Source organism: Trichocoleus sp. FACHB-46, assembly GCF_014695385.1.
GTDB lineage: Bacteria > Cyanobacteriota > Cyanobacteriia > FACHB-46 > FACHB-46 > Trichocoleus.
Genome location: NZ_JACJOD010000013.1, coordinates 124,749 through 146,385 on the forward strand (window position 1 = coordinate 124,749; position 21,637 = coordinate 146,385).

General features: G+C 50.3%; 17 protein-coding genes and 1 tRNA gene. 7 read left to right on the top strand and 11 right to left on the bottom strand.

The window, feature by feature from the left end:
- Positions 1 to 95 precede the first annotated feature (95 nt).
- The 6 genes from acnB to H6F72_RS08205 form a co-directional block, all read right to left on the bottom strand.
- Positions 96 to 2,705 carry a bifunctional aconitate hydratase 2/2-methylisocitrate dehydratase gene (gene acnB / locus H6F72_RS08180; protein ID WP_190433577.1) on the bottom strand — a complete coding sequence of 870 codons (2,610 nt, stop codon included), beginning with the start codon at positions 2,703 to 2,705 and terminating at the stop codon, positions 96 to 98.
- A gap of 426 nt (positions 2,706 to 3,131) precedes the next feature.
- A complete protein-coding gene (locus H6F72_RS08185; protein ID WP_190433579.1) occupies positions 3,132 to 4,148 on the bottom strand; it encodes a tetratricopeptide repeat protein in 1,017 nt (338 codons plus the stop codon).
- A gap of 191 nt (positions 4,149 to 4,339) precedes the next feature.
- A tRNA-Glu gene (locus H6F72_RS08190) sits at positions 4,340 to 4,412 on the bottom strand.
- 295 nt (positions 4,413 to 4,707) lie between these two features.
- The gene (locus H6F72_RS08195) at positions 4,708 to 4,986 is read right to left on the bottom strand and encodes an Npun_R1517 family heterocyst differentiation transcriptional regulator (protein ID WP_190433581.1); all 279 of its coding nucleotides are present in this window, start codon (positions 4,984 to 4,986) and stop codon (positions 4,708 to 4,710) included.
- A gap of 1,052 nt (positions 4,987 to 6,038) precedes the next feature.
- On the bottom strand, positions 6,039 to 7,214 hold the full coding sequence (locus tag H6F72_RS08200; protein WP_199296181.1) for a histidine kinase: 1,176 nt from the start codon (positions 7,212 to 7,214) through the stop codon (positions 6,039 to 6,041).
- A 97-nt stretch (positions 7,215 to 7,311) separates the two neighbouring features.
- The gene (locus H6F72_RS08205; protein ID WP_190433585.1) at positions 7,312 to 8,394 is read right to left on the bottom strand and encodes a universal stress protein; all 1,083 of its coding nucleotides are present in this window, start codon (positions 8,392 to 8,394) and stop codon (positions 7,312 to 7,314) included.
- A 199-nt stretch (positions 8,395 to 8,593) separates the two neighbouring features.
- On the opposite strand from H6F72_RS08205, the gene H6F72_RS08210 reads away from it, so the two are divergent.
- From H6F72_RS08210 to H6F72_RS31065, 3 genes are all read left to right on the top strand, one after another.
- Positions 8,594 to 10,225, top strand: a complete 1,632-nt coding sequence (locus H6F72_RS08210) for a DUF2079 domain-containing protein (RefSeq protein WP_190433586.1) — start codon at positions 8,594 to 8,596, stop codon at positions 10,223 to 10,225.
- Between the two features lie 122 nt (positions 10,226 to 10,347).
- Positions 10,348 to 11,535, top strand: a complete 1,188-nt coding sequence (locus H6F72_RS08215) for a glycosyltransferase family 4 protein (RefSeq protein ID WP_190433589.1) — start codon at positions 10,348 to 10,350, stop codon at positions 11,533 to 11,535.
- A gap of 61 nt (positions 11,536 to 11,596) precedes the next feature.
- Positions 11,597 to 14,962: a sigma 54-interacting transcriptional regulator gene (locus tag H6F72_RS31065; protein WP_190433591.1), complete on the top strand. Its 3,366-nt coding sequence runs from the start codon at positions 11,597 to 11,599 to the stop codon at positions 14,960 to 14,962.
- Between the two features lie 28 nt (positions 14,963 to 14,990).
- Here the strand turns inward: H6F72_RS31065 and H6F72_RS08225 are convergent, their stop codons facing one another.
- On the bottom strand, positions 14,991 to 15,194 hold the full coding sequence (locus H6F72_RS08225) for a hypothetical protein (protein WP_190433593.1): 204 nt from the start codon (positions 15,192 to 15,194) through the stop codon (positions 14,991 to 14,993).
- Between the two features lie 96 nt (positions 15,195 to 15,290).
- Between H6F72_RS08225 and rnc the strand changes: the two genes are divergently transcribed.
- The gene (gene rnc / locus H6F72_RS08230) at positions 15,291 to 15,989 is read left to right on the top strand and encodes a ribonuclease III (protein ID WP_370527464.1); all 699 of its coding nucleotides are present in this window, start codon (positions 15,291 to 15,293) and stop codon (positions 15,987 to 15,989) included.
- A gap of 16 nt (positions 15,990 to 16,005) precedes the next feature.
- On the opposite strand, the gene H6F72_RS08235 is transcribed toward rnc, so the two are convergent.
- The gene (locus H6F72_RS08235) at positions 16,006 to 17,184 is read right to left on the bottom strand and encodes an IscS subfamily cysteine desulfurase (RefSeq protein ID WP_190433598.1); all 1,179 of its coding nucleotides are present in this window, start codon (positions 17,182 to 17,184) and stop codon (positions 16,006 to 16,008) included.
- 143 nt (positions 17,185 to 17,327) lie between these two features.
- On the opposite strand from H6F72_RS08235, the gene H6F72_RS08240 reads away from it, so the two are divergent.
- Positions 17,328 to 17,957 carry a MarC family protein gene (locus H6F72_RS08240; RefSeq protein ID WP_199296182.1) on the top strand — a complete coding sequence of 210 codons (630 nt, stop codon included), beginning with the start codon at positions 17,328 to 17,330 and terminating at the stop codon, positions 17,955 to 17,957.
- Between the two features lie 7 nt (positions 17,958 to 17,964).
- Here the strand turns inward: H6F72_RS08240 and H6F72_RS08245 are convergent, their stop codons facing one another.
- Positions 17,965 to 18,360, bottom strand: coding sequence for a nuclear transport factor 2 family protein (locus H6F72_RS08245; protein WP_190433600.1), 396 nt, complete (start codon positions 18,358 to 18,360; stop codon positions 17,965 to 17,967).
- A gap of 257 nt (positions 18,361 to 18,617) precedes the next feature.
- Here H6F72_RS08245 and H6F72_RS08250 point away from each other — a divergent pair, with 257 nt between their 5' ends.
- Positions 18,618 to 18,890 (top strand): SemiSWEET transporter, encoded by a 273-nt coding sequence (locus tag H6F72_RS08250; protein WP_190433603.1) that lies wholly within the window; start codon positions 18,618 to 18,620, stop codon positions 18,888 to 18,890.
- Here the strand turns inward: H6F72_RS08250 and H6F72_RS08255 are convergent.
- The gene (locus H6F72_RS08255) at positions 18,863 to 19,690 is read right to left on the bottom strand and encodes a metal-dependent hydrolase (RefSeq protein WP_190433605.1); all 828 of its coding nucleotides are present in this window, start codon (positions 19,688 to 19,690) and stop codon (positions 18,863 to 18,865) included. The two genes, H6F72_RS08250 and H6F72_RS08255, sit on opposite strands and share 28 nt — an antisense overlap.
- A 214-nt stretch (positions 19,691 to 19,904) precedes the next feature.
- On the opposite strand from H6F72_RS08255, the gene H6F72_RS08260 reads away from it, so the two are divergent.
- Entirely contained in the window at positions 19,905 to 21,029 is a 1,125-nt protein-coding gene (locus tag H6F72_RS08260; RefSeq protein ID WP_190433607.1) for a site-2 protease family protein, read from the top strand.
- Between the two features lie 103 nt (positions 21,030 to 21,132).
- On the opposite strand, the gene H6F72_RS08265 is transcribed toward H6F72_RS08260, so the two are convergent.
- A complete protein-coding gene (locus H6F72_RS08265) occupies positions 21,133 to 21,558 on the bottom strand; it encodes a hypothetical protein (RefSeq protein ID WP_190433609.1) in 426 nt (141 codons plus the stop codon).
- Positions 21,559 to 21,637: the final 79 nt, after the last annotated feature.

Consider the following 21,637-nt stretch of genomic DNA (forward strand, 5'->3'; position numbering starts at 1 on the left):
GCTACCCCAAGATTGAGCTAGCAATAGTAAAGCCTCTTCTACAAAGTGAGAAGAGGCTATTAAGATTATTTTTCCCTTTCAAGAGGCCTTATTAACTAACGTGTTGTGGCGGTTGGCATACCCAGAATGTCTTCGATTCTAGGCATTTCTTCTAGGGGAATCACACGGCCTTCATCTTCAAAGCCCACAATTTGATCGAAGTTGAGGTAGCGGTAGAGATTATCTGCGAAGGGATTGATCTTGTTCGCTACAATGTCGAGATATTCCTGCACCGAGGGAATCCGACCGAGGAGGGCACAAACAGCAGCGAGTTCGGCAGAGCCGAGATAAACCTGTGCTCCTTTACCCATGCGGTTGTTGAAATTGCGGGTAGAAGTCGAGAAGACCGTTGTGTTGTCGGCCACACGGGCTTGGTTCCCCATGCACAACGAGCAACCGGGCACCTCAGTTCTGGCCCCTGCTACGCCGAAGGTACTATAAACGCCTTCTTCTTTTAGTTGGTGCTCATCCATGCGAGTGGGAGGCGCGACCCACAGGCGAGTACTCACCGGAGGCGCACCTTCTAGCACTTTGGCAGCGGCGCGATAGTGACCAATATTGGTCATGCAGGAACCGATGAACACCTCATCAATTTTGTCTCCCGCCACGTCCGATAGCAGCTTCACATTGTCGGGGTCGTTGGGAGCAGCGACGATCGGTTCTTTGATTTCGTTGAGGTCGATCTCAATGATGGCGGCGTACTCAGCATCTGCATCCGCTTCCATTAGCGTTGGGTTGGCTAGCCACTCTTCCATCTTGGCGACTCGCCGCATAATCGTGCGAGCATCTTGGTATCCACGCGCCGCCATGTTTTTCAGCAGCGCCACGTTCGACCGCAAGTACTCAGCCACGGTATCAGTACCAAGCTTAATCGTGCATCCAGCACAGGAGCGCTCCGCACTAGCATCCGTCAGTTCAAAGGCCTGTTCCACTTTAAGATCAGGCAATCCTTCGATTTCCATGATCCGCCCGGAGAAGATGTTCTTCTTGTTCTCCTTGGACACCGTCAACAATCCTTGTTGGATCGCCACATAAGGAATCGCATTCACCAAGTCGCGCAGCGTCACGCCGGGTTGCAGTTCACCCTTGAAGCGCACCAACACGGACTCAGGCATATCTAAGGGCATCACACCCAAAGCCGCAGCAAAGGCCACCAAGCCAGAACCCGCCGGGAAAGAAATGCCGAGGGGGAAACGGGTATGGGAATCACCCCCAGTACCCACGGTGTCAGGCAGCAGCATCCGGTTCAGCCACGAGTGAATGATGCCATCACCAGGACGCAGCGCTACCCCACCACGGGAAGAAATAAAGTCAGGTAAGTCGTGGTGAGTTTTGATATCGGCAGGCTTGGGATAGGCCGCAGTATGGCAGAAGCTTTGCATCACCAAATCAGCGCTGAAACCTAGACAAGCCAATTCTTTTAGCTCGTCACGAGTCATCGGGCCAGTCGTATCTTGCGATCCAACGCTGGTCATCAGGGGTTCGCAGGAAGTACCGGGACGCACACCAGGTAGACCACAAGCCTTACCAACCATCTTTTGGGCCAAGGTATAACCTTTTCCGGTATCGACTGGCGCATTAGGCCGCACAAAAACTGTGCTGGGTTCAAGACCTAGAGCGGTGCGCGTTTTGTCGGTGAGCGATCGCCCAATAATCAGCGGAATTCGTCCCCCTGCCCTCACTTCATCCAAAATCGTGTCAGGTTGCAGCGTGAAGGTAGAAATCACTTCGCCTGCTTCGTTGGTGATCTCTCCTTTATAAGGATGAATCGTGATCACCATGCCAGTTTCCATCTGAGTGACATCGCACTGGATGGGCAGGGCACCGGAGTCTTCAGCCGTATTAAAGAAAATGGGCGCGATCGCACTTCCTAAGACAAATCCGCCACTGCGCTTGTTGGGCACAAACGGAATATCTTGACCAATGTGCCATAGTACTGAGTTGATCGCAGACTTCCGGGAAGAGCCAGTGCCGACTACATCTCCCACATAGGCCAGAGGATAGCCCTTTTTCTTAAGTTCCACGATCGTTTCTAGCGATCCAGGCTGCCGCGTTTCCAGCATCGCCAAAGCGTGCAGCGGAATGTCAGGACGAGTTGCCGCATGAGTCGCGGGAGACAAGTCATCCGTGTTAGTTTCTCCGGGCACCTTAAACACCGTCACCTGAATTGCTTCTGGCAAAGTGGGACGACTAGTGAACCACTCCGCATTCGCCCAGGCTTCCATCACTTGCTTAGCGTAAGCGTTGGTGACGGCTAATTCTTGGATGTCGTGGAAGGCATCGAAAACGAGCAGAGTTTTGCTCAAAGCTGCTGTAGCTGCCGTTGCCAACTCGGCACTGTCCACCTGCAACAACTCGATCAAGGAGTGCACATTGTAGCCGCCCATCATTGTGCCTAACAGCTTCACAGCTTCCACAGGCGTTATCAGAGGACTGGTGGCTTCTCCCTTAGCGATCGCCGTCAAAAATCCCGCTTTGACATAAGCCGCTTGATCGACACCCGGAGGAACGCGATCGCGCAGCAGCTCTAGTAATACCTCTTCTTCTCCAGCGGGAGGGTGTTTTAGAAGGTCACACAGCTCAGAGGTTTGCTGGGGGGTGAGGGGTAAAGGTGGAATACCGAGGGCAGCTCGCTCAGCGACATGTTGGCGATAGGATTCAAGCATTGCAGTAGTCTCCAGGCATCAGCAAAATTTTGAGGATGTGCAAGGTCAAAGAGATGATCGAGAGCGTAACCCAACTCACAATTCCTAATGGTTGGCAGGAATACGGTCAGCAAGTCTCAAGTCCCAGTGATCGGGCAGTTACAACTGGCAGCAGCCAAATATTGAAATGGGCAGCACACACTTTCGCTACCGTTCTATCAGCATAGAAGTTTACGTAGCGAAAACAAATGTTGCAATCGGCCCACAGGTCACTCCAACAAATTGGTGACAGGCGATCGCACTCATCACTGACCAAGCGTTGCAGCAGGCCCACTAACTTCACATTTAGTTTCACAGTCAGGTCAAAGTGTATCGCTCAAGTCTTGACCTGTACTTCAACCATAGCAAAGCTGACTTGGTAACCGTTGGGGACTAAATACTTGCAGCTTATAGACTGATATCTAAACTTTCAATTAAACTCCGCAACCATTCTGTGAGGGTTTGATTGCCTAGTTGGTCTGCTAGCCCCCAAGCTTTTGCATAAAATGCCAGAGCGCGGCTTTTTTTGCCTAACTCAACATAGACAGTGCCAATGTTCGCCGTCGTATTAATTTCGCCCAAGCGATCGCCTGCTTCGCGTCGGATAAGCAGTGCTTGCTGGTAAAATCCCAAAGCTTTCTCTAACTGGCCCAGCGAGCGATGAACTGCCCCCGTATTCGACAGAGTCACAGCTTGACCTAAGCGATCGTCCATCTCCTGCTGTAGCAACAAAATCTGGTTATAGAACAGCAGGGCTTGATTGGATTGACCTAAGTTGGCATAGGTTAAGGCCAAATTATTCATAGTGATGGCTGCGCCAGAAGTATCTCCCGCCTGCTGCCTCACCAACAACACTTGCTGATAATGCAGCCATGCCTGAGCCAGCTCACCCAAGTCGTTATAAATGGATCCAATATTGTTCAGAGTGGTGGCTTCGCCCGTGCGATCGCCCAGCTCACGTTGAATTAAAAGCGCTTGCTGAAAATGCTCTAGAGCAGTTTGGGATTGACCAAAGGCACTATAAGCAAAGCCCATATTGTTGAGAGTGGTGGCCTCAGCAGCGCGATCGCCCAGTTGCTGCCGAATGGCCAAAATTTGGTTGTAAAGCAGCAAAGCGCGTTTGGGTTGTCCCAGTTTGGCATAGACTAAGGCAGTGTTGCTCAAAGCAGCGGTTTCACTGGCTCGATCCCCTAAAACCTGAAAAATCAACCTAGCTTGATCGAAACAGTGCAAGGCTCTTTGGAGTTGACTGAGGCGAGAGTGAGCTAAACCCAGGTCATTGAGGGAAGCGGCTTCTCTGACCTGATCTTGCAAGCCTCTAGCCAATTCCAAATTAGCTTCAGAAAGGGTTAAAGATTCACGAAATTTGCTGCCTTTATACAGTTCGATCGCCCGAAGGCGGCATTGATCCCATTTCTGTTGCACAAGCACAATCCCTAAAAACTGCTGGCTTACTTGCGATGGCCTATTACTCTCAGAGTGCCCGATCGCTTGCCAAGAAGAACAGGCTACGAGGCAGAGTCAGCATAGGATTGGCAATAGCTAACCGCCGTCAGGTCATAAACAAAAATCCGCTCAATACCAAATCTTGGAATCGAACGGATTTTTAGTTGTTATACCCCCAGGGGAATTCGAATCCCCGTCGCCTCCGTGAAAGGGAGGTGTCCTAGGCCTCTAGACGATGGGGGCCTGTTTTTGATTTGGCCAACCGATTTACCTCGGTTTATCGCCGCGCCTTTATTAACTTAATCAATCTCCCTGAATCTGTCAATACCTGGTTTAGATTTTGCTTAATTTTTCAGTAACTGAGTGGTGAGGCTACGAGAAACCAAATGCAGTGGCCACCAGTATGAAGCACTCAGCTAGTTGCTTGAGTCAAGCATTCTATAAGCTTGGAGCAAGGAACTATAAAGGTTATGAGCTGTAGGATAAAACTAAAGGAGCGACAGATACAGGGATGCCCAGATTGAAAAGACATGAGCCGCTAGGCTAGTTCGTTGGAGTTGCGTAGGCGGATGAGTTGACGACGCAGTTCGGGAGAAGCCGACATTTCGGAAACTTCTTCAGCTTTCACTAAAACTTGCAACGGCTCCAGGTACTCGTCGGTACCACAGGTAAAAGCATCAATCAGTTGCTCTAGCAGTTGATCGCGATCGCTGAGCCCACCTTTCTCTTCAATCAAACGAAACTTCAGATGGACTTCGCACTCATAAACACTGACTTCAAATGCAGCGGGCTGGCGATCCAGAGAATCCTGTTTCATTTCAGTAAGCAGCACTTAACTATGCTGTGAGTAAAGGAATGTTTAGAGCTAGACCTCGAAGAATTTCAACGCTGGTATTCATAAATATTGAGTTGGTTGAAACCTTAGCAACTTGACTTAAGCCAAACCTAAATCTGCTGCTGTCATTGCTTACTATCAAAATTAATATGCCCTCTATAAAGTTAGAATCCGCTAATTAGCTGAACTTAAATCAGCAACCTAATTAGTTCAAGGAATCTTAAAATCAACTTCGCTGTTTCTTCATAAAATACTTTCTTCTCACCCCCACTCACTAAAGCCAATAAACTAACTGCTACCTACCATTCAAGTGGAGGAATACACCCCCAATCCAGGCGTCATCGGAGATTTGAAAAGGCTTCATGAGAGCTTTATCGACGCTGAGTGCATCAGTATATTGAATTTTCAAAGCTATAAAAATACTCAAACTTTACCCGTATGAATGCAATTATGTTTCAATCTAGTTAGCGTTCATTACTGATAAAATGCTTCTCTCACTGAGGTCATTTAATTAAAATTTGATACTTTGAGTCACTGAGATAAACAGGAACACAAAGACAGGAAGCAGTGATAGATAGCAGAACGTACCCAACCAGTCTCTGGCAATCATAGGCTTAAGTTGGCTCCTCGTTCATCTACTCTTTTAGCTTTAAAGCGAGTTAAGTTAATTTTTTTTTAGAAGTAAAGATGGACACAAGTAACTTTAACCCTGTCCATAGTTGCTTACTCCTGACGCCAATATCTAAAATTTTGAAAATAGTTACCTTAGAGCACTCAGTAGTTTATATAACCTTTAGGATGACAATATTCTTAACAAGTAGCTTGAGCTTTGAAGTCCTAACTTAACAATTGCTAACGTCAAAAATACAGAGTTCTTATTAACCCCAGGATTAAGTAACAAATCAATCTAGTAGCTTCACGGATGCAGTTTAGAAGAATCAGAACGCTAAGGATAGCAGCCCTGAATCGCAGTTCAATCCTTCATAACCATTCGGTTATAAGCAAGCACGTCTTTTAGTTCTGAGAGGCTTCAACTAAGGACGGTAAACTGGCAGGGTGAAGTGGAAACAGCTACCTTGGTTGGGGACGGAGTCAACCCAAATTTGGCCGTAGTGCGCTCGCACAATGCGCTGGCACAATGCTAGACCAATACCGTATCCTTCCTGAGCTTCGTCGCGCTTGAGCCGAAAATGCTCTTCAAAAATTCGTTCATGATTTTCTTCTGGGATACCAGGCCCATCATCACAGATGCTTACCTGCACTTTTTGAGTGGTGCGGTGCAAGACTGAAAAGGCAATGGTGCCTTTTGCAGGAGCGTACTTGATGGCATTGTCTAACAAATTAATCAGAACTTGGCGGACGCGCTCTGGGTCCGCGTAGATCAACGGCAAGTCACTCGGAATATCGTGGGTAATCTGCTGCTCTTTGGGTTGAAAGCGATCGCGCAGATATACCAAAACTTCTTGGCAAAGCGACCCTAAATCTAGTTTCTGCGGCTGGATCTGAAAGTCTCCGCTAGTACCACGAGCTGCTTGCAAAATATCTGTGATCATCCGGTCGATCGCTCGCGTTTGAGTTTTAGCGTGCTTGAGCAATTGAGCTGTGACAGCAGGCTTAAGGCGAGTGTTCAACCCTTCCTTGGGGCTGTAGCTGAGTTCTAGCGTTTCGATCGCGATTGAGGCCGCCGTTAGAGGGTTACGTAGGTCATGAGCCAACATGGCAATAATGCGGTCTTTGAACCGCAATTGCTCTTGTAGGTCTTCTTGATCTTGTTGTAGGCGAAAAATTTCGTCTGAAAGCCGCATCAACTCGGCTGAATAGGCTACTGAGTCAATGGTTGAGTTGGGGCGTTCCGGGCTAGACGAATCTGTTTGTGACTCTAAGGTTGCTAGATATTCCTCAACAGAACGTTGCCACCGGGGCCAGCAATTTTCTAATTGAGTCACTAGAGTACTGCCCGCCAGCGTTTGTCGCGGTTCTGGCTGAATTTTGATTAAAGCGGGGGTTGCTACCAGCTTAAAGTGCTCGGCTAGATAGGGCTGTTCTCCTACGTCAATAACTTGTAGATCGAACGAATACTGAGCTTTGAGATTTTTTAGATAATTACGGATGTGCCGAATCTGTTCCCCTGAATTCGGGCGCTTGTCTACAAATAAAAGTAGTTGTAGCGGAGTTTCAGGGTCGATTGGCTTATCAGGAGATGCTTTCATGCCATCTCTCGTCAGCACCTAGGATAGGCAAAATAGGTTGGATTTGGTTCAAACAAGACTAGGTAGAACTGCCACCATCTATATAGACTATCGTGTTCTAGGCCTCCTCGCGCGAAATCTCAGCCTCAGATCCTAGGTTGGTTTCCGTTTCCAATCGCGCTGTGCGGCAAAGCAGAATCGGACAAGGCGCATGATGCAGGACGTAGTCGCCTGTAGCAGTGAGGCGAATATTACGAAAAGCTGGATGGCGATCGCTCCCCAAAATAATCACATCGGCTTGCTGCTGTTGAGCAATTTGGCAAATAATCGGCCCTGGCTCTCCAGTCTGGATCAAGCTGGTGATTGCTACATTTGCTCCTGCTAGCTTCTCTTGCGCCTTTTGAATGATTTGCTCACTTTGCTCTTTTTGGGCTTGTTGCAAGGATTGCGTGAGTTGCCAATTAGGGGTGGGAGTGGCGAACGGTCCAAACAAGTAGTGAGGATTGAGGGGTGTTTGGGCACAGAGGATGGTGACTCGCTGGATACCTGCAGGAATTAACTGGCGCGTCAGGGCGATCGCTTGCTTGGTGGATTGAGAGCCATTCACAGCCAAGAGGACGTGGTGCCACTTTGGTTGTAGCGTTGGTGCTTCAGGTAAACCTCGCGCGACTAAGACGTGACAGGTGGCATAACGCGCGATCGCTGAAGAAACGCTACCCAGCAACAACTCCCGCGATCCACCAACACCCCGATGACCTACTGCAATCAATCCAGCCTGAATTGTCCGCGCATGGTTCAAAATTTCAGTCGCAGGTCGCCCCTCTCGGCTCTGGTAAGCAATTTTTCTGTCTAGCGGCATTTCAGCTTTAATTTGAGCGAACAAATCATTCGGGTTCAAATCAGCCCGATGCCCATTCTCTACTTCAGGTAGTGGCAAGGGTGAGGTCAGTTCTGGCTCTGCTTCAGGCGTCCGGGTTTCAGCCGTTGGTTTCCTAGATAGGGCCGGGAGTCTTGGGCGCATTCCCGCAGGCCAAGGCTGTACAGTGAGAATGTCTAGCCAGGTTTGTCGGTCTGCCTCAGGTGGCAGCTGGGAGAAAAGCTGGATTACCGGAAGCAAAAGCCGCTGTGCCGTGCCAGCACTTGTAGAACCATCCGTAGCCAGTAGCAGCGGTGGCAGCAAAGGAGAAGTAGTAGACGGCATGATCGACAGCTCCAGTCCCGAATAGAACTTAGGCAGGGCATTTCTTACCCCTAACATAGGCAAAACCTGAGCAAAAATTGGTGTCTTGTCTGGAAATATTCATGAAACTCTAGGCGATCGCGGAAATTTTGGGGAATAGGTTGAGCCAAGGCCGACAACATGAGAGCGTTAAGGCTGTAGCGAAGAGAGTCATCTAATCATGTTGCAGCAGTGGCAGAAACAGCCGGAGTTGCGGTGGGTGGGGGGTATGGCGATCGCTTTTTTTGTCGTGTTGTCCGCGATCGCGCTGCATCGGTATTACAACTTCTACCCAACCTATGTGGCCTTCGACCAAGGCATTTTTAATCAAGTGTTTTGGAATGGCTTGCACGGTCGCTTCTTCCAAAGCTCACTCTCTTCGACGCTGTCGGCAGCGGTGACTCAAGACGGTCAAGTGCCGGAAGTGTTTTACCATCGGCTGGGCCAGCACTTCACGCCTGCTTTGCTGATCTGGTTGCCAATTTATGCCCTGTTTCCCTCTCCTGCACTGCTGTCAGTGCTGCAAGTGGCACTGATGACGGCGGCTGGCTTGGTGCTATATGCCTTGGCGCGGCAATATCACAACCCACCCTTAGCCGGGATGATTACTGCTAGTTTCTATGGGGCGGCAGCAGTGATTGGGCCAACGGTAGCTAACTTCCATGATTTGTGTCAAATTCCGTTGTTTATTTTTGGGATGCTGCTGGCAATGGAGAAGCGCTGGTGGTGGCTGTTCTGGCTGCTGGCAGGACTGACGCTGCTAGTACGAGAAGATGCAGGTGTCGTCTTATTTAGTGTGGGATTTTATCTGGGGGTGAGTCGGCGGCACCTCCGAGCGGGGTTGGGTGTCTGTGCGCTGAGTGTGGCTTACATACTGCTGGTGACTAACTGGGCTATGCCGCTGTTTTCGCCTGATATTTCTCGGCGGTTTATGGTGGAGCAGTTCGGCCACTTTGTGGGCAATCAGGAAGCGTCTTCGTTGCAAGTGATTGGGGCGATCGCCACTCAGCCGCTGCGGTTAATTCAGGAAATCATCACACCTGTCGATCGCACGATTAGCTATTTACTGGCGCATTGGCTACCTTTGGCTTTTGTGCCTGCGGTGGCTCCGGCGGCTTGGCTAGTGGCGGGTTTTCCGCTACTACAAAATTTTATGCGGCAAGACCCAACTGCTCTGTCGATTGATCTGCGCTATGCCCTCACGGTGATTCCTGGGTTCTTTTATGGAGCGGTGCTGTGGTGGGCCAAGCATCCAGGGGCGTTTACTCGGCGGTTTCGGCGCTTTTGGATTTTCTGCCTCAGTATGTCGCTAATTTTGACGATTGTCTCGAATCCCAACCGAGCTTTGTCTTTTTTAATCCCCGATTCTTTCCGGCCTTGGGTTTACTCAGCACCTCAAGCTCAATGGCAACGTGCGGCAGCAATTCGCGGCTTGATGGCTCAAATCCCAACGGATGCCAGCGTTTCAGCCACAACCCATATCGTGCCGCACCTCTCGAATCGGCGGGAGATTGTGCGTTTTCCAGCCCTACAAGTGAGAAATGATGCGCGGGCTGTGGTTTCGGTGGACTATGTGATTCTGGACTTTCAACAGTTACGGCAGTACCAAGTTGTGTTTGATGACGATCGCTTGCTGCTGAAGACAATGGTGCCTGTCGTTGATCGGCTTTTGGGCGATCGCTCCTACGGGTTGATTGGCTTCCGAGATGGCGTGTTGTTGATGCAGCGTAATGCTAGTTCTGACGCAATCGCGACTACGGCTTGGTCTAGTTTTCGGCAAGAGCTGGAACCCATTTTGCGACAGCCCGACTAGCCAAGCAACGCTTTGTGAAGATTTAGGAATCATGCCTGCATTCCTTCGTAGCAATTACAGTCGCCGCTACACTGATATGTGAAGTTCTTAGGACTTATGTGAAGGTGCAGGAGTAGCGTTTGATGAAAATTCTGGTATTAGCTTGGGAATTTCCGCCTCGCATTGTGGGCGGCATTGCCCGACATGTGGCCGAGCTATATCCAGAACTCGTCAAGCTGGGCCATGAAGTGCATCTAATTACCGTCGAATTTGGGCAAGCCCCCAGTTATGAAGTGGTCGATGGGGTCAAAGTGCATCGAGTGCCTGTGGGCTATAGCCACGACTTTTTCCACTGGGTCGTGAATATGAACGAGAGCATGGGCCGTCATGGTGGCAAGTTGATTCTAGAAGATGGCCCCTTCGACCTGATCCATGCTCACGATTGGCTGGTCGGAGATGCGGCGATCGCCCTCAAGCACACGTTCAAAACTCCGCTCATTGCAACCATTCACGCCACCGAATATGGCCGCCATAACGGCATTCATACCGATACTCATCGGTACATCAGTAGTAAAGAAACTCATCTAGCCTACAATGCTTGGCGAGTCATCGTTTGTACTGATTACATGCGCTCTGAGGCTGCGCGGGCATTGGGCAGTCCTGAAGCAAAAGTGGATGTCATCTACAACGGCATCCGCCCCGAAAAGAAGCGACGGCACCCAGATTTTGACTTTGCTAGTTTCCGTCGCCAGTTTGCCGAGGATGCCGAAAAGATTGTTTATTATGTGGGCCGCATGACTCACGAAAAAGGCGTGGCAGTTCTACTCAATGCCATGCCCAAGGTGCTGTGGGAAATGGGCGGCTATGCCAAGCTGGTGGTCATCGGCGGCGGCAATACAGACCACTTGAAACAGCAGGCTTGGAACCTCGGCATTGCCCACAAGACCTACTTCACTGGGTTTATGTCTGAAGAAGACTTGAACAAGTTTCAAACCATTGCCAACTGTGCGGTTTTCCCTAGTCTCTACGAACCTTTTGGCATTGTGGCTTTAGAAAGTTTTGCGGCCCGAGTACCTGTCGTGGTCTCGGATACAGGTGGCTTTCCGGAAGTGGTGCGTCATACCAAAACAGGCATTGTGACTTGGGCCAATAATTCGGAGTCACTGGCTTGGGGTATTTTAGAAGTCTTGAAGAATCCGGGTTATGCCCAGTGGCTGATAGACAACGCTTATGAAGACCTAGAACGGCGCTTCAGTTGGGCCAAAATTGCCCAGCAAACAGAAGTGGTTTACAAACGGGTGGTACAAGAGCGATCGCTAGTCGATTGGTAAGGTGGATTGGTAAGACGATTTAGACATATCGGGTTCAAACCACAATACAGGGGGCGAGCATATGGATGGGGCTGAGCGGATTCAATGGTTAAAAGAGCATACCCAGTTGGTATCACTCTCCGATGAAGCCCTAGAGGCGATCGCGGCTGTTATTGTCGAAGAACCGTTACAAGAAAATCGCCGTCTGGTTTTAGAAGATACCCATCCAGACGTACTTTACATCCTGAAAGCAGGACATTTAGAGAGTTACCATACCAGCCCCAATGGTCCTGCTAAAGCGGTGAGCTTGCTGCCTGGAAGCATCATTCATCTCAAGGAACTGTTGCTAGAGCAGCCGACTGAGCGAACCGTCATTACGCTTGACGATGGTTTGTTGTGGCGGATCACTAAAGAACAGTTTCTAGAGTTAGCGCAACAATATCCAGAGATTAGCCGTACCTTCTCGCGCCAACTTGCAGCGGAGCTGAACCAGGTCACCTCTCAACTTGCCTATGAACAAGAGCGCCAATCAGCATTACGACCCTATGTGATTCCTAAACTGAAGCGGGGGGTGATTGGCAGTAGTGAAGTGGCGATCAGGCTCCGCAAACAAGTGAGAGAGGCCGCTCGCGATCGCACCCCCGTTTTACTGACAGGAGAAGCGGGGGTTGGCAAAGTCAACCTAGCGGCGTTGATTCACTTTACGTCTGCGGCGCGGCACGAATCCTTAATTCGGCTCAACTGTGGCACGCTCTCTAGCAGTGGGGTAGAACTGTTTGGTCGCAGCACCCCAGGCTCAGGTAGCAAACTGGGGGTACTTGCTTACCTAGGCACCGGAACTTTAGTGCTGGATCACTTGCAAGACCTCCTGCCAGAACTGCAAGCCAAAGTAATTCAACTCCTCCAAACTGGAGAATATCGCCCGGTGAGCCGTGACGGCGAGCCGATGGCTGAATTGCAGCAGTGTGAAGCGCGCATCATCCTGACCGCAGAGCGATCGCTAGATCAGGTCAATGAGCAACTGAGCCTTGAACCTGGGCAAGCTTTGTGGAGTCACTGGATAGAAGTTCCACCCCTGCGCGATCGCAAAGCTGATATCAAAGCCAAAGCTGAATATCACATCAGTTGTTTTGCTCGTGCGGAAGGCATCCCCAGACCCAGACTGACACCCGAAGCTGCCGAAGTCTTAGCCGGTTACGACTTGCCTGGTAATTTGCCAGAGCTAGAGAGCCTACTGGAGCAAGCGATTAGCCAATCGAATGGCGCGGCTAAACTCAACGCCGATCTATTCCGCTCCGCTCAACAACTTGCTGTCCAGCTAGATCAAGTAGCCTCCCAACTCGCCTTCGAGCAAGAACGCCAAACTGCATTGCGTCCTTATTTGGTGCCAAAAGTGCGGCGGGGAATTGTTGGTTCTAGTCGCTATGCGGTGCGATTGCGTCAGGAAATTAAAAAGGCGGCGGGCGATCGCAAATCTGTATTGGTGTTTGGTGAACCAGGACTGGGCAAAGACAACACCGCAGCGCTGATTCATTTTGGCTCTCGCGATCGCCACCAGCCGATGATCAAAATCAACTGCAACACGCTGCAAGCCAGCGGCGCGGAATTGTTTGGTCGTGTAGGCGGCAAGGCAGGGCTACTAGAGTGGATCGGACAGGGCACGCTCCTGCTTAACAACATTCAAGAGTTACCCCCCGCGCTGCTAGAAAAAATTCTGCTCTTACTAGAAACCGGAACCTACACCCCAATTAGCCGAGAAGGAGAACCAACACCAGAACCTAAACGCAGCCACGCTCGGATCATGATGGTGTCAGAAAAAACGCTGCCGCAGCTAGAACGGAAGCATTGCGTTCCCCATGTGATCAAGGTGCCACCGCTGCGGGTGCGAAAGGCGGATATTGCCGCCCAAGCCGAGTACTACATCAGCTTGACCTGTCGAACTAAAAACATTGCTCGCCCCCACGTCACCCCAGAAGCCTTACGCCGCCTCCAAGGCTATGACTTCCCAGGCAACTTCACGGAACTAGAAGGACTGATCGAGCGGGCGATCGCGCAATCGAATGGCGCACCCGAACTCACGGAAGAAGTCTTCTGGGCCGTGAGCAATAAAACCCGACGCTTCCGAGTGAACCTGCTCAACGCCTATCCCAAGTTGCGGCAGTTTCTGCGGAGTGATTGGTGGCCTGATCGCATCAACTTTGGTTTCACCTTGGGCATGTTTGCTGTCATCGTTGCCATCTTGATGTTCGGCCCCCAAACTCGCGACTCCAACATTGGCCTCAATTTGTTTTGGGCTTGGTGGTGGCCGCTGATGCTCTTTGCCTTTCCCTTTGTGGGGCGGTTGTGGTGCTCAGTTTGCCCCTTCATGATCTACGGTGAGTTAGCTCAGAAGCTTTCCTTACAAATCTTTCCGCGCGAATTACTGCCTTGGCCCCGCCAGCAAGCGGAGAAGTGGGGGGGCTGGTTCTTGTTCGGCTTATTCACGCTGATTTTGCTCTGGGAAGAACTCTGGAACCTAGAAGACACCGCTTATCTGGCGGGTTGTCTCTTACTGCTGATTACGGCTGGGGCGGTAATCTTTTCACTGTTGTTTGAGCGCCGCTTTTGGTGCCGCTATCTCTGCCCCATTGGGGGCATGAATGGCTTGTTTGCCAAGCTTTCCATGACTGAGTTGCGGGCACAGCAAGGCATTTGTTCTGCCACTTGCACGACCTACCAATGCTACAAAGGCGGCCCTGAAAAAGGCGAAGGACAAGAAAGCCTCGGTTGCCCGCTCTACTCGCACCCCGCCCAACTGGAAGACAACCGCGACTGCGTGCTGTGTATGACCTGCCTCAAAGCTTGCCCCCACCGCTCAGTGGAGGTGAATCTGCGGCCTCCAGGCATTGAACTTTGGACGACCCATCAGCCGACTTATGCGGAAGTAGCGCTGCTATTTTTATTATTCGGAGCAATTTTTCTGCATCGCCTACCTGAGATTGAAAATCAGTTGGGCTGGAATTTACATCTAGAGAATTTTGGCTGGCATGCTGCCGTTTCTGCTGTGGCGTTGTTGGCGCCTGTGGCGATCGCGCTCTTGGCTCAAGGCTTAGTCCGAGTTTCTAGCCGCACCCTCAAGCCGCGCCCATTCTTAGAGTTGGCCTACGGCTATCTTCCATTGGTGCTGGGCGGCAGCTTAGCTCATTATCTGCGCTTGGGTTTAACAGAAGCAGGCCGAGTCTTGCCGATTACGCTAGCCACCTTTGGTTATAGCGGTGTGAATGTGCCGATCGCCGTGGCTGAACCCGCAGTGATCGCATTCTTGCAAGCAGTGACGCTGATTATCTCAGTCTGGTTGAGTGTGATTTTGACTCAGAAGATTGCCCGCCAACCTTTGGTCAGCTTGCTACCCCAACACCTAGCCACGATCGCGATCGGCTCACTGTTGTGGAAGTTGATCGTCAGTTGATCAGGTTTGCTGCTCTAGCAGTTGGAACTCAATCCACTACTTTCAGGAGTCCCATATCCAAGTGGTCAGAAATCCGCCGAATTTGACTCAACTCCTCAGCACTCAACACTGCGTCTGAAGCGATCGCCATAAAAAATCCGCATTCATCCGCTTGGGTAATTTTTCCAGAAGTAAAAATGCGCTGGATGATTGGCCCAATGGCAGAACCAAGACTGCTATTGTCAGTATTCATGAGGACGATTCTTTAAGGAAAATATGAAGAAGCTCTAGTGATATGTATATTCCCTGAATCGTTGACCTCTCCACTCCCTCCAGTCGGCTTATCTAGGTGGGTGAGCCTGAACCATACAACGTAGAGATGCAAAAACTGCCCATCTTTCAAGACAACGCTCTGTTACAACGATCACTGACCCACAGTTCCTACATCAACGAACATCCCGACGCTGGAGAAGACAACGAACGCTTAGAGTTCTTAGGCGATGCTGTGCTGAACTTTCTCAGCGGTGAATTTCTCTACAAGCGCTACCCTGAGGAGCCCGAAGGAGAATTAACGCCCCTGCGCTCTGCCTTAGTCGATGAGCAACAGCTCGCCAAATTTGCGATCGCCCTTAACCTCGGTAGTCTCATGCGTCTAGGGCGAGGTGCAGAAATCAATGGTGGACGAGAAAATCCCAACTTACTTAGCAGCACGTTTGAGGCATTAATCGGGGCTTATTTCCTTGATACTGACTCCATCGAGGCAGTCCGCAGCTATGTAGAACCGCTGTTTCAAGCGATCGCCGATACTTCAGTGGACACCGCACCACAAATCAACTTCAAAAGTCGGTTCCAAGCTTGGGCCTTGGCACATGTGGGTCAGAACCCCAAGTACATCATCATTGCCCAATCTGGCCCAGATCATGCGCGAGAGTTTACGGCTGAGGTGCGAGTTGCCGATCACAAGTACGGAGAAGGTAAGGGGCGCAGAAAACAAGATGCCGAAAAGAGTGCAGCCAAACAAGCCCTAGAAGCCTTAGGACTGCTCTAGAAAACGGGTCAACTCGCTAAGCTGGGCTAGAAACTGCCACACCCCGCAAAGATTGGATAGTTGCGATCGCCTGTTCTGCTACTTGGTCAATCTCAGCCTCTGTATTGAACCGCCCAATGCCAAACCGCAGTGAAGCATAAGCCAATTCTGGCGATCGCCCTAAAGCAGTCAACACATGAGAGGGTTTGATTTCAGCCGAGGTACAAGCAGAGCCCGAAGAAACTGCAACTACAGGCTGTAACCCCAACAACAACGCTTGCCCATCCACCCCTGCCACACTGACATTGAGATTGCCAGGAAGCCGTTGGGTGGGATGACCATTGAGGTAGATATTGCCCACAGTGCTGAGCTGTTGCCACAGGCGATCGCGTAGTTGCATAAGCCGTTGAGTTTCTGTCGCTTGTTCGGCCAGTGCCAACTCTACTGCTTTAGCAAATCCGACAATCTGCGGTGTGTAAAGCGTCCCCGATCGCATCCCTCGCTCATGTCCCCCGCCATGTAGTTGAGGTGCCACCTGGACTCTAGGGTTCCGTCGCCGCACATATAACGCGCCAATCCCCTTCGGCCCATAAACCTTGTGAGCGGTGAGCGACATCAAATCGATCCGCATCGCTGCCACATCTAAGGGGATTTTGGCGATCGCTTGAGCCGCGTCGGTGTGGAAGAGAACTTGATGCTGACGACAAAGCGCCCCAATTTCAGTCAGTGGCTGCAACACTCCGATCTCATTATTGGCCGCCATCACCGAAACCAAAATCGTGTCAGGCCGAAAAGATCGCTCCAGTTCTGCGAGGTCGATCAAGCCATCGGGCTGTACAGGTAAATAAGTGACTTCAAAACCTAAAGACTCTAAATAGCGGCAGGGGTCGAGAACCGCACTATGCTCAGTGCTTACCGTAATGATGTGCCGCCCCTTGCTGATGTAAGCTTCCGCCACTCCTTTGATCGCCAGGTTATTCGCTTCTGTCGCGCCACTGGTAAAAACGATTTCTTCTGGCCCGCAGCTGATTGCCGTTGCTAAAATCTCCCGCGCTTTTTTGACAGCTGCTTCCGCTTCCCAACCATAGGCATGAGTCACACTCGCCGGATTGCCAAAATGCTCCGTAAAGTAAGGCACCATCGCGTCTAGCACTCTGGGGTCTACCGGAGTTGTAGCGTGGCAATCCAGATAAATTGGACGATAAAGGCTGGGCATTTTAAGGAGAAAACGAATGGATTCGTTGGGTGTTTGAATGTTACAGCAACACTTCAACTTGTTGTGCGATTCACAAATCAGCCAAGGAGGGAATGTAAGGCACAGGCGATCGCGCTACTGTTGAGAAAATTTGCTTCCCTGGTATGGAATTCCTTAGCTTAGCCAAAACATTTATAGATGTTCCAGTTCTGGTCAAAACCTTTGTGGCGGTCTTCGTCTTAGCTGATGCTTTGGGGAATGCCCCTATTTTCTTAGTTTTGACCAAGGGCATGGAAATAGAGCAGAAAAATAGCGTAGTCGATCGCGCTAGTCTTGTTGGCACTGCGGTAATTCTAGCCTTTGCCTTTGGTGGTCAAACAGTCTTGGATTACTTGCACATCAGCATGGGTTCCTTGGAGATAGCTGGCGGCTTACTGTTGCTGATGATCGCCTTAAAGATGCTGGAAGGACATACAGAGACTCCCGTTATGGAGCAAGGTCGAGACGTAGCCATTACCCCGTTGGCATTTCCGCTCTTGGCAGGACCAGGCACCTTAACCAGTGTGATGTTGTTGATGTCTGACGCGGACTCCGCGATCGGTCATTTTAGCGTTGCGATCGGGATTGTGGGCGCTATGTTTGTCACTTGGTTTATTGTGCGGCAGTCTTCTCGGATTGATCATTGGCTAGGGGCAGAAGGCGCGATCATCATCACGCAACTTTTAGGGTTCCTGTTGGCGGCGTTGGCGATCGAAATTAGCAGTTCGGGAATTCGAGAGTTATTTCTGAAGTGAACTGCAATTAATAAGACTTGCCATCACTGCCAAAGTACTCGCGGTAAGCGCAAATTTTGTCTCCGCGCACATCAAAAGCGATCGCCACCCGATTTTTGTAGGGTTGCCCCCGCATCATCCCCTCATCCCGAAACTCAAACACCACTGTGGTGTCGTTGCTCATGACGCGATCGAGCGTCACAGTCAGGCCATCCTCAAACGTATCAGAGACATACTGCAAGAACGCCTCAGTCCTAGCTTTTCCGATATTGAGTCCGTGATACGGCCCGATCGGAAACCAGAAGCTAAAGTCCTCGGTGAGCATGTCCAAAAACGCTTGCCATTCTCCTGTTGCTAAACCGTGGGTAAAGTAGTCAAACGCTTGATGGGCAGTTTTTAGGGTGTCAGTCTGAGCTGTATTCATCTTGATAATCTTGGCTCGATCTCACCTAAAAAGTAGTACTCAGAGATTACTCCTGCACCCCAGCAAATTTGCTTCTTCTAGCGAAATCTCAATAATCTAAATCCGCAATTATACGCATAGGGTAGTAGGTAATTCCAGCAGTCTGGGTAAACCTGCGATCGCATCTCTGAAGATTCCCAGTTACAACCAAGAAGCTAGAGCGCGATCGCTCCTGAGTTGGTTCAAGTTTGTGTCAATGACGCTGGAGAAAAGTTGCAATGGAATTTACCACCACGCTAGGACTAATTGCAGGCAGTTTAACCACGATCGCCTACTTGCCCCAACTGATCAAAACTTGGAAATCTAAATCAGCCGATGACCTTTCTTGGAGCATGCTGATCACGCTTTGCGTTGGGATTGTACTGTGGTTGGTTTACGGCAGTTATGTCCACGATATTCCAGTCATTTGCGCCAATGTCGTGACCCTAATTCTTTCCTCAATCATTTTGGGCCTCAAAATTCGTTACAAGCGGAGTGGGGAGTTGGGGTGAGGAGCGAGGGAACCAAGCACTCTCGCAGCTAACGCTTGGTTGTCTTTTTGAGAGGGATGAAAAGAAGGCCGAGCATAGTGCAATCCACTGATGATTGCCCTGAACAAAAGCTTCTCTTTGAAGAACCAAAATTGCATTAGGTTTTGCCAAACTTGGCGATCGCTCCACTTTTTGTCTTGCTGCAACAGCAGGATTATGCCCCAGTTCATCAGACCCAGCATTAAAAGATTTGAGATTACTAAACCCAATAGGCGCACTCCATAATTGCGAGTTGCAGATTGCAACACCTCAAAGGCCACTACTTGGTGTTCTATTTCTTCAGCGGCGTGCCATTCAAACAACGCTTTGAGATTGGGTTCTGCTGGATCGAGGAAGCGTTTAGTCAAAATGACCTCGGCCATCAGCGAGGTCAGGTGCTCTCCCCCAGCCACGATCGCTAGATTCAGGATCAAACTCCCATGTTGCGTCAGCCGTCGCCAAATCCCCTGGGCATAACGGACATATCCATCAAAGCAATACCCCTGTTGTTGGAGATTTTTCCAAAAATGGGTGTGCTGGCTGGCATGTTGGGACTCTTGGGCAACAAACGCTCGCACCTGTGGCTGAAGTTGGGAGTCAGTAATGTGAGGCAATTGCTGCTTAATGATGTGATTCATATAGCGCTCGATATCAGGGAGCAGCAACGTCAAGCTATTGAGCAGATGAGTATTGTAAGCACTGTCACCGAGCCAATAGCGCTCAATGGTATCGGGAAAACGGAAGTGAATCGGGCGTACCTGAATCTTGGAGATTGCCATCATGGGTACGGGGCACCGAGTTGCTTCGAGAGATATCTTTTCTATTACCTTGTAAGAGCGATCGCGGCGGAGTAACTCTATCCCTAGGAATGAAGAGCCCTAGGAATGAAGGTTCCTATAACCGAACGCTAAAGTGCGGCTTCCGCCCTAGTGAAAGCTGAGAGAATTGTTTACATTTGTTTACAGTAAAAGTAAACAATTTTTAGAGGTGCCCCGTATGAACGGCACTCTGCGCGTCGGTAATCTGTTTGGTATTCCGTTTTATCTCCACCCGTCTTGGTTCATAGTGCTCGCACTGGTAACTTGGAGTTACGGCAGTGGGCTGGCGGCTCAGTTTCCTAGCTTGGGTGGCTTGCTTCCCCTCGGACTTGGTTTAGTCACAGCCTTATTGCTCTTTGCTTCAGTGTTGGCGCACGAGCTGGGTCATAGCTTTGTGGCATTGCGGCAAGGGATTGGCGTGAAATCGATTACGCTGTTTCTCTTTGGCGGACTCGCCCAATTAGAAAAAGAATCGGAGACTCCGGCTGAGGCATTCTGGGTGGCCGTTGCGGGTCCCGCAGTTAGTCTCATAATTTCTGGACTTCTGACCGCGATCGCTCTAGTTAGCCCTGTCTCAGGTCCACTGGCCGCTATTTTAGGATTGGTTGCCTCCATTAACTTAGCCTTGGCCCTCTTTAACCTAATCCCAGGCTTGCCGCTCGATGGCGGAAACATCCTCAAGGCGCTGGTGTGGAAGCTTACCGGAAATCCTTACAAAGGAGTCGCCTTCGCCAGCCGAGCGGGTCAAGTTTTGGGTTGGGCCGCGATCGCCTCTGGCTTAATTCCTCTCTTGATCTTTGGCAGCACTGCTAACTTCTGGAACTTGCTGATTGGGTGGTTCTTGCTCCAGAATGCAGGCCGAACGGCTCAATATGCCACAGTGCAATCCAAGTTGTCAGGATTTACAGCAGCTGATGCGGTGACTCCCAATGGCCCAGTCGTACAAGCTGACTGGACCCTACGAGAATTTGCCGACTGGTCTTTATTCCACCAGATGGCTTGGCAACGCTTTTTAGTCACCGATACTACAGGACAGTTGATGGGAGCGATCGCGCTGGCTGACCTGCAACAGTTACCAGTAGAGCGTTGGGCTACAACTCAAGTCTGGAATGTGATGCAACCCATTAACCCAGAAACCACAATTCAGGCAGACCAACCGCTGAGCGATGTAGTGAATTTGCTAGAGCAACAACAACTGACAGCGTTACCTGTAGTTCGGACTAATGGCATTTTGGTCGGGCTTTTAGAAAAAACGGCCATTCTGCGCCTACTTCAAGGCAATCTCCAAGCTACGCCTGCCTAACTGGTTAGTTTTCCTCCCCTAGATTTCATAATTCCTACCCCGTTCCCTGGAGCCACCAATGGCCTAGGGAATTTTTTTGGCTGAACTTTTCTTTTTGATTCAACTAATATCCAAGCGCTCTAACGGTCGTGAGTTTGAGTAAAAATGCACACACCAGGATGTTGCGGAGTAGGGTTTGGGATAAAAATTGCGGTAGCCACATAGGGACTGTCGTGAGCCAACCCAGAATGCTGCCAAAGATCAGGAGGGCGATCGCCATTTCACAAAGGTTGGTCATGGCTCGTTCGCTAGTTTGAGCTGGCTCCCCAGACAACTTCGCAGTTGTAGGAGCGGTTGCAGGGACAAGTCGTTCCTCAGCTTGGGAGTTGTTATGAATCGATGACTCAGCAGGATCAGGAGAAGCGATCGCTTCTCCCACCACACCCCCGCAAAGTGGCAACACGATGTAGGTCAGCGGTGTTCTTAGGAAAGCTGAAGGGTGAGTTACAAAAGGCTGATCCTTTGCAAACTCCCGCTGTTTATTTGTCATGATAAAAAGTAGCTCCTAAGTAATACGGACTTGGGAGAACAACCAGGGTTGAGTGTGGTAGCTGGACCCTGGTTGCCAC

Excerpts from the sequence above, each read along its gene's own strand:
- H6F72_RS08265 (WP_190433609.1), bottom strand. The coding sequence starts at position 21,558 with ATGACAAATAAACAGCGGGAGTTTGCAAAGGATCAGCCTTTTGTAACT.
- H6F72_RS08205 (WP_190433585.1), bottom strand. The coding sequence starts at position 8,394 with ATGCCGTCTACTACTTCTCCTTTGCTGCCACCGCTGCTACTGGCTACG.
- H6F72_RS08210 (WP_190433586.1), top strand. The coding sequence starts at position 8,594 with ATGTTGCAGCAGTGGCAGAAACAGCCGGAGTTGCGGTGGGTGGGGGGT.
- H6F72_RS08255 (WP_190433605.1), bottom strand. The coding sequence starts at position 19,690 with ATGATGGCAATCTCCAAGATTCAGGTACGCCCGATTCACTTCCGTTTT.
- H6F72_RS08235 (WP_190433598.1), bottom strand. The coding sequence starts at position 17,184 with ATGCCCAGCCTTTATCGTCCAATTTATCTGGATTGCCACGCTACAACT.
- H6F72_RS08260 (WP_190433607.1), top strand. The coding sequence starts at position 19,905 with ATGAACGGCACTCTGCGCGTCGGTAATCTGTTTGGTATTCCGTTTTAT.
- H6F72_RS08215 (WP_190433589.1), top strand. The coding sequence starts at position 10,348 with ATGAAAATTCTGGTATTAGCTTGGGAATTTCCGCCTCGCATTGTGGGC.
- H6F72_RS08250 (WP_190433603.1), top strand. The coding sequence starts at position 18,618 with ATGGAATTTACCACCACGCTAGGACTAATTGCAGGCAGTTTAACCACG.
- H6F72_RS08240 (WP_199296182.1), top strand. The coding sequence starts at position 17,328 with ATGGAATTCCTTAGCTTAGCCAAAACATTTATAGATGTTCCAGTTCTG.
- H6F72_RS08195 (WP_190433581.1), bottom strand. The coding sequence starts at position 4,986 with ATGAAACAGGATTCTCTGGATCGCCAGCCCGCTGCATTTGAAGTCAGT.
- H6F72_RS08200 (WP_199296181.1), bottom strand. The coding sequence starts at position 7,214 with ATGAAAGCATCTCCTGATAAGCCAATCGACCCTGAAACTCCGCTACAA.
- H6F72_RS08225 (WP_190433593.1), bottom strand. The coding sequence starts at position 15,194 with ATGAATACTGACAATAGCAGTCTTGGTTCTGCCATTGGGCCAATCATC.
- acnB (WP_190433577.1), bottom strand. The coding sequence starts at position 2,705 with ATGCTTGAATCCTATCGCCAACATGTCGCTGAGCGAGCTGCCCTCGGT.
- H6F72_RS08245 (WP_190433600.1), bottom strand. The coding sequence starts at position 18,360 with ATGAATACAGCTCAGACTGACACCCTAAAAACTGCCCATCAAGCGTTT.
- H6F72_RS31065 (WP_190433591.1), top strand. The coding sequence starts at position 11,597 with ATGGATGGGGCTGAGCGGATTCAATGGTTAAAAGAGCATACCCAGTTG.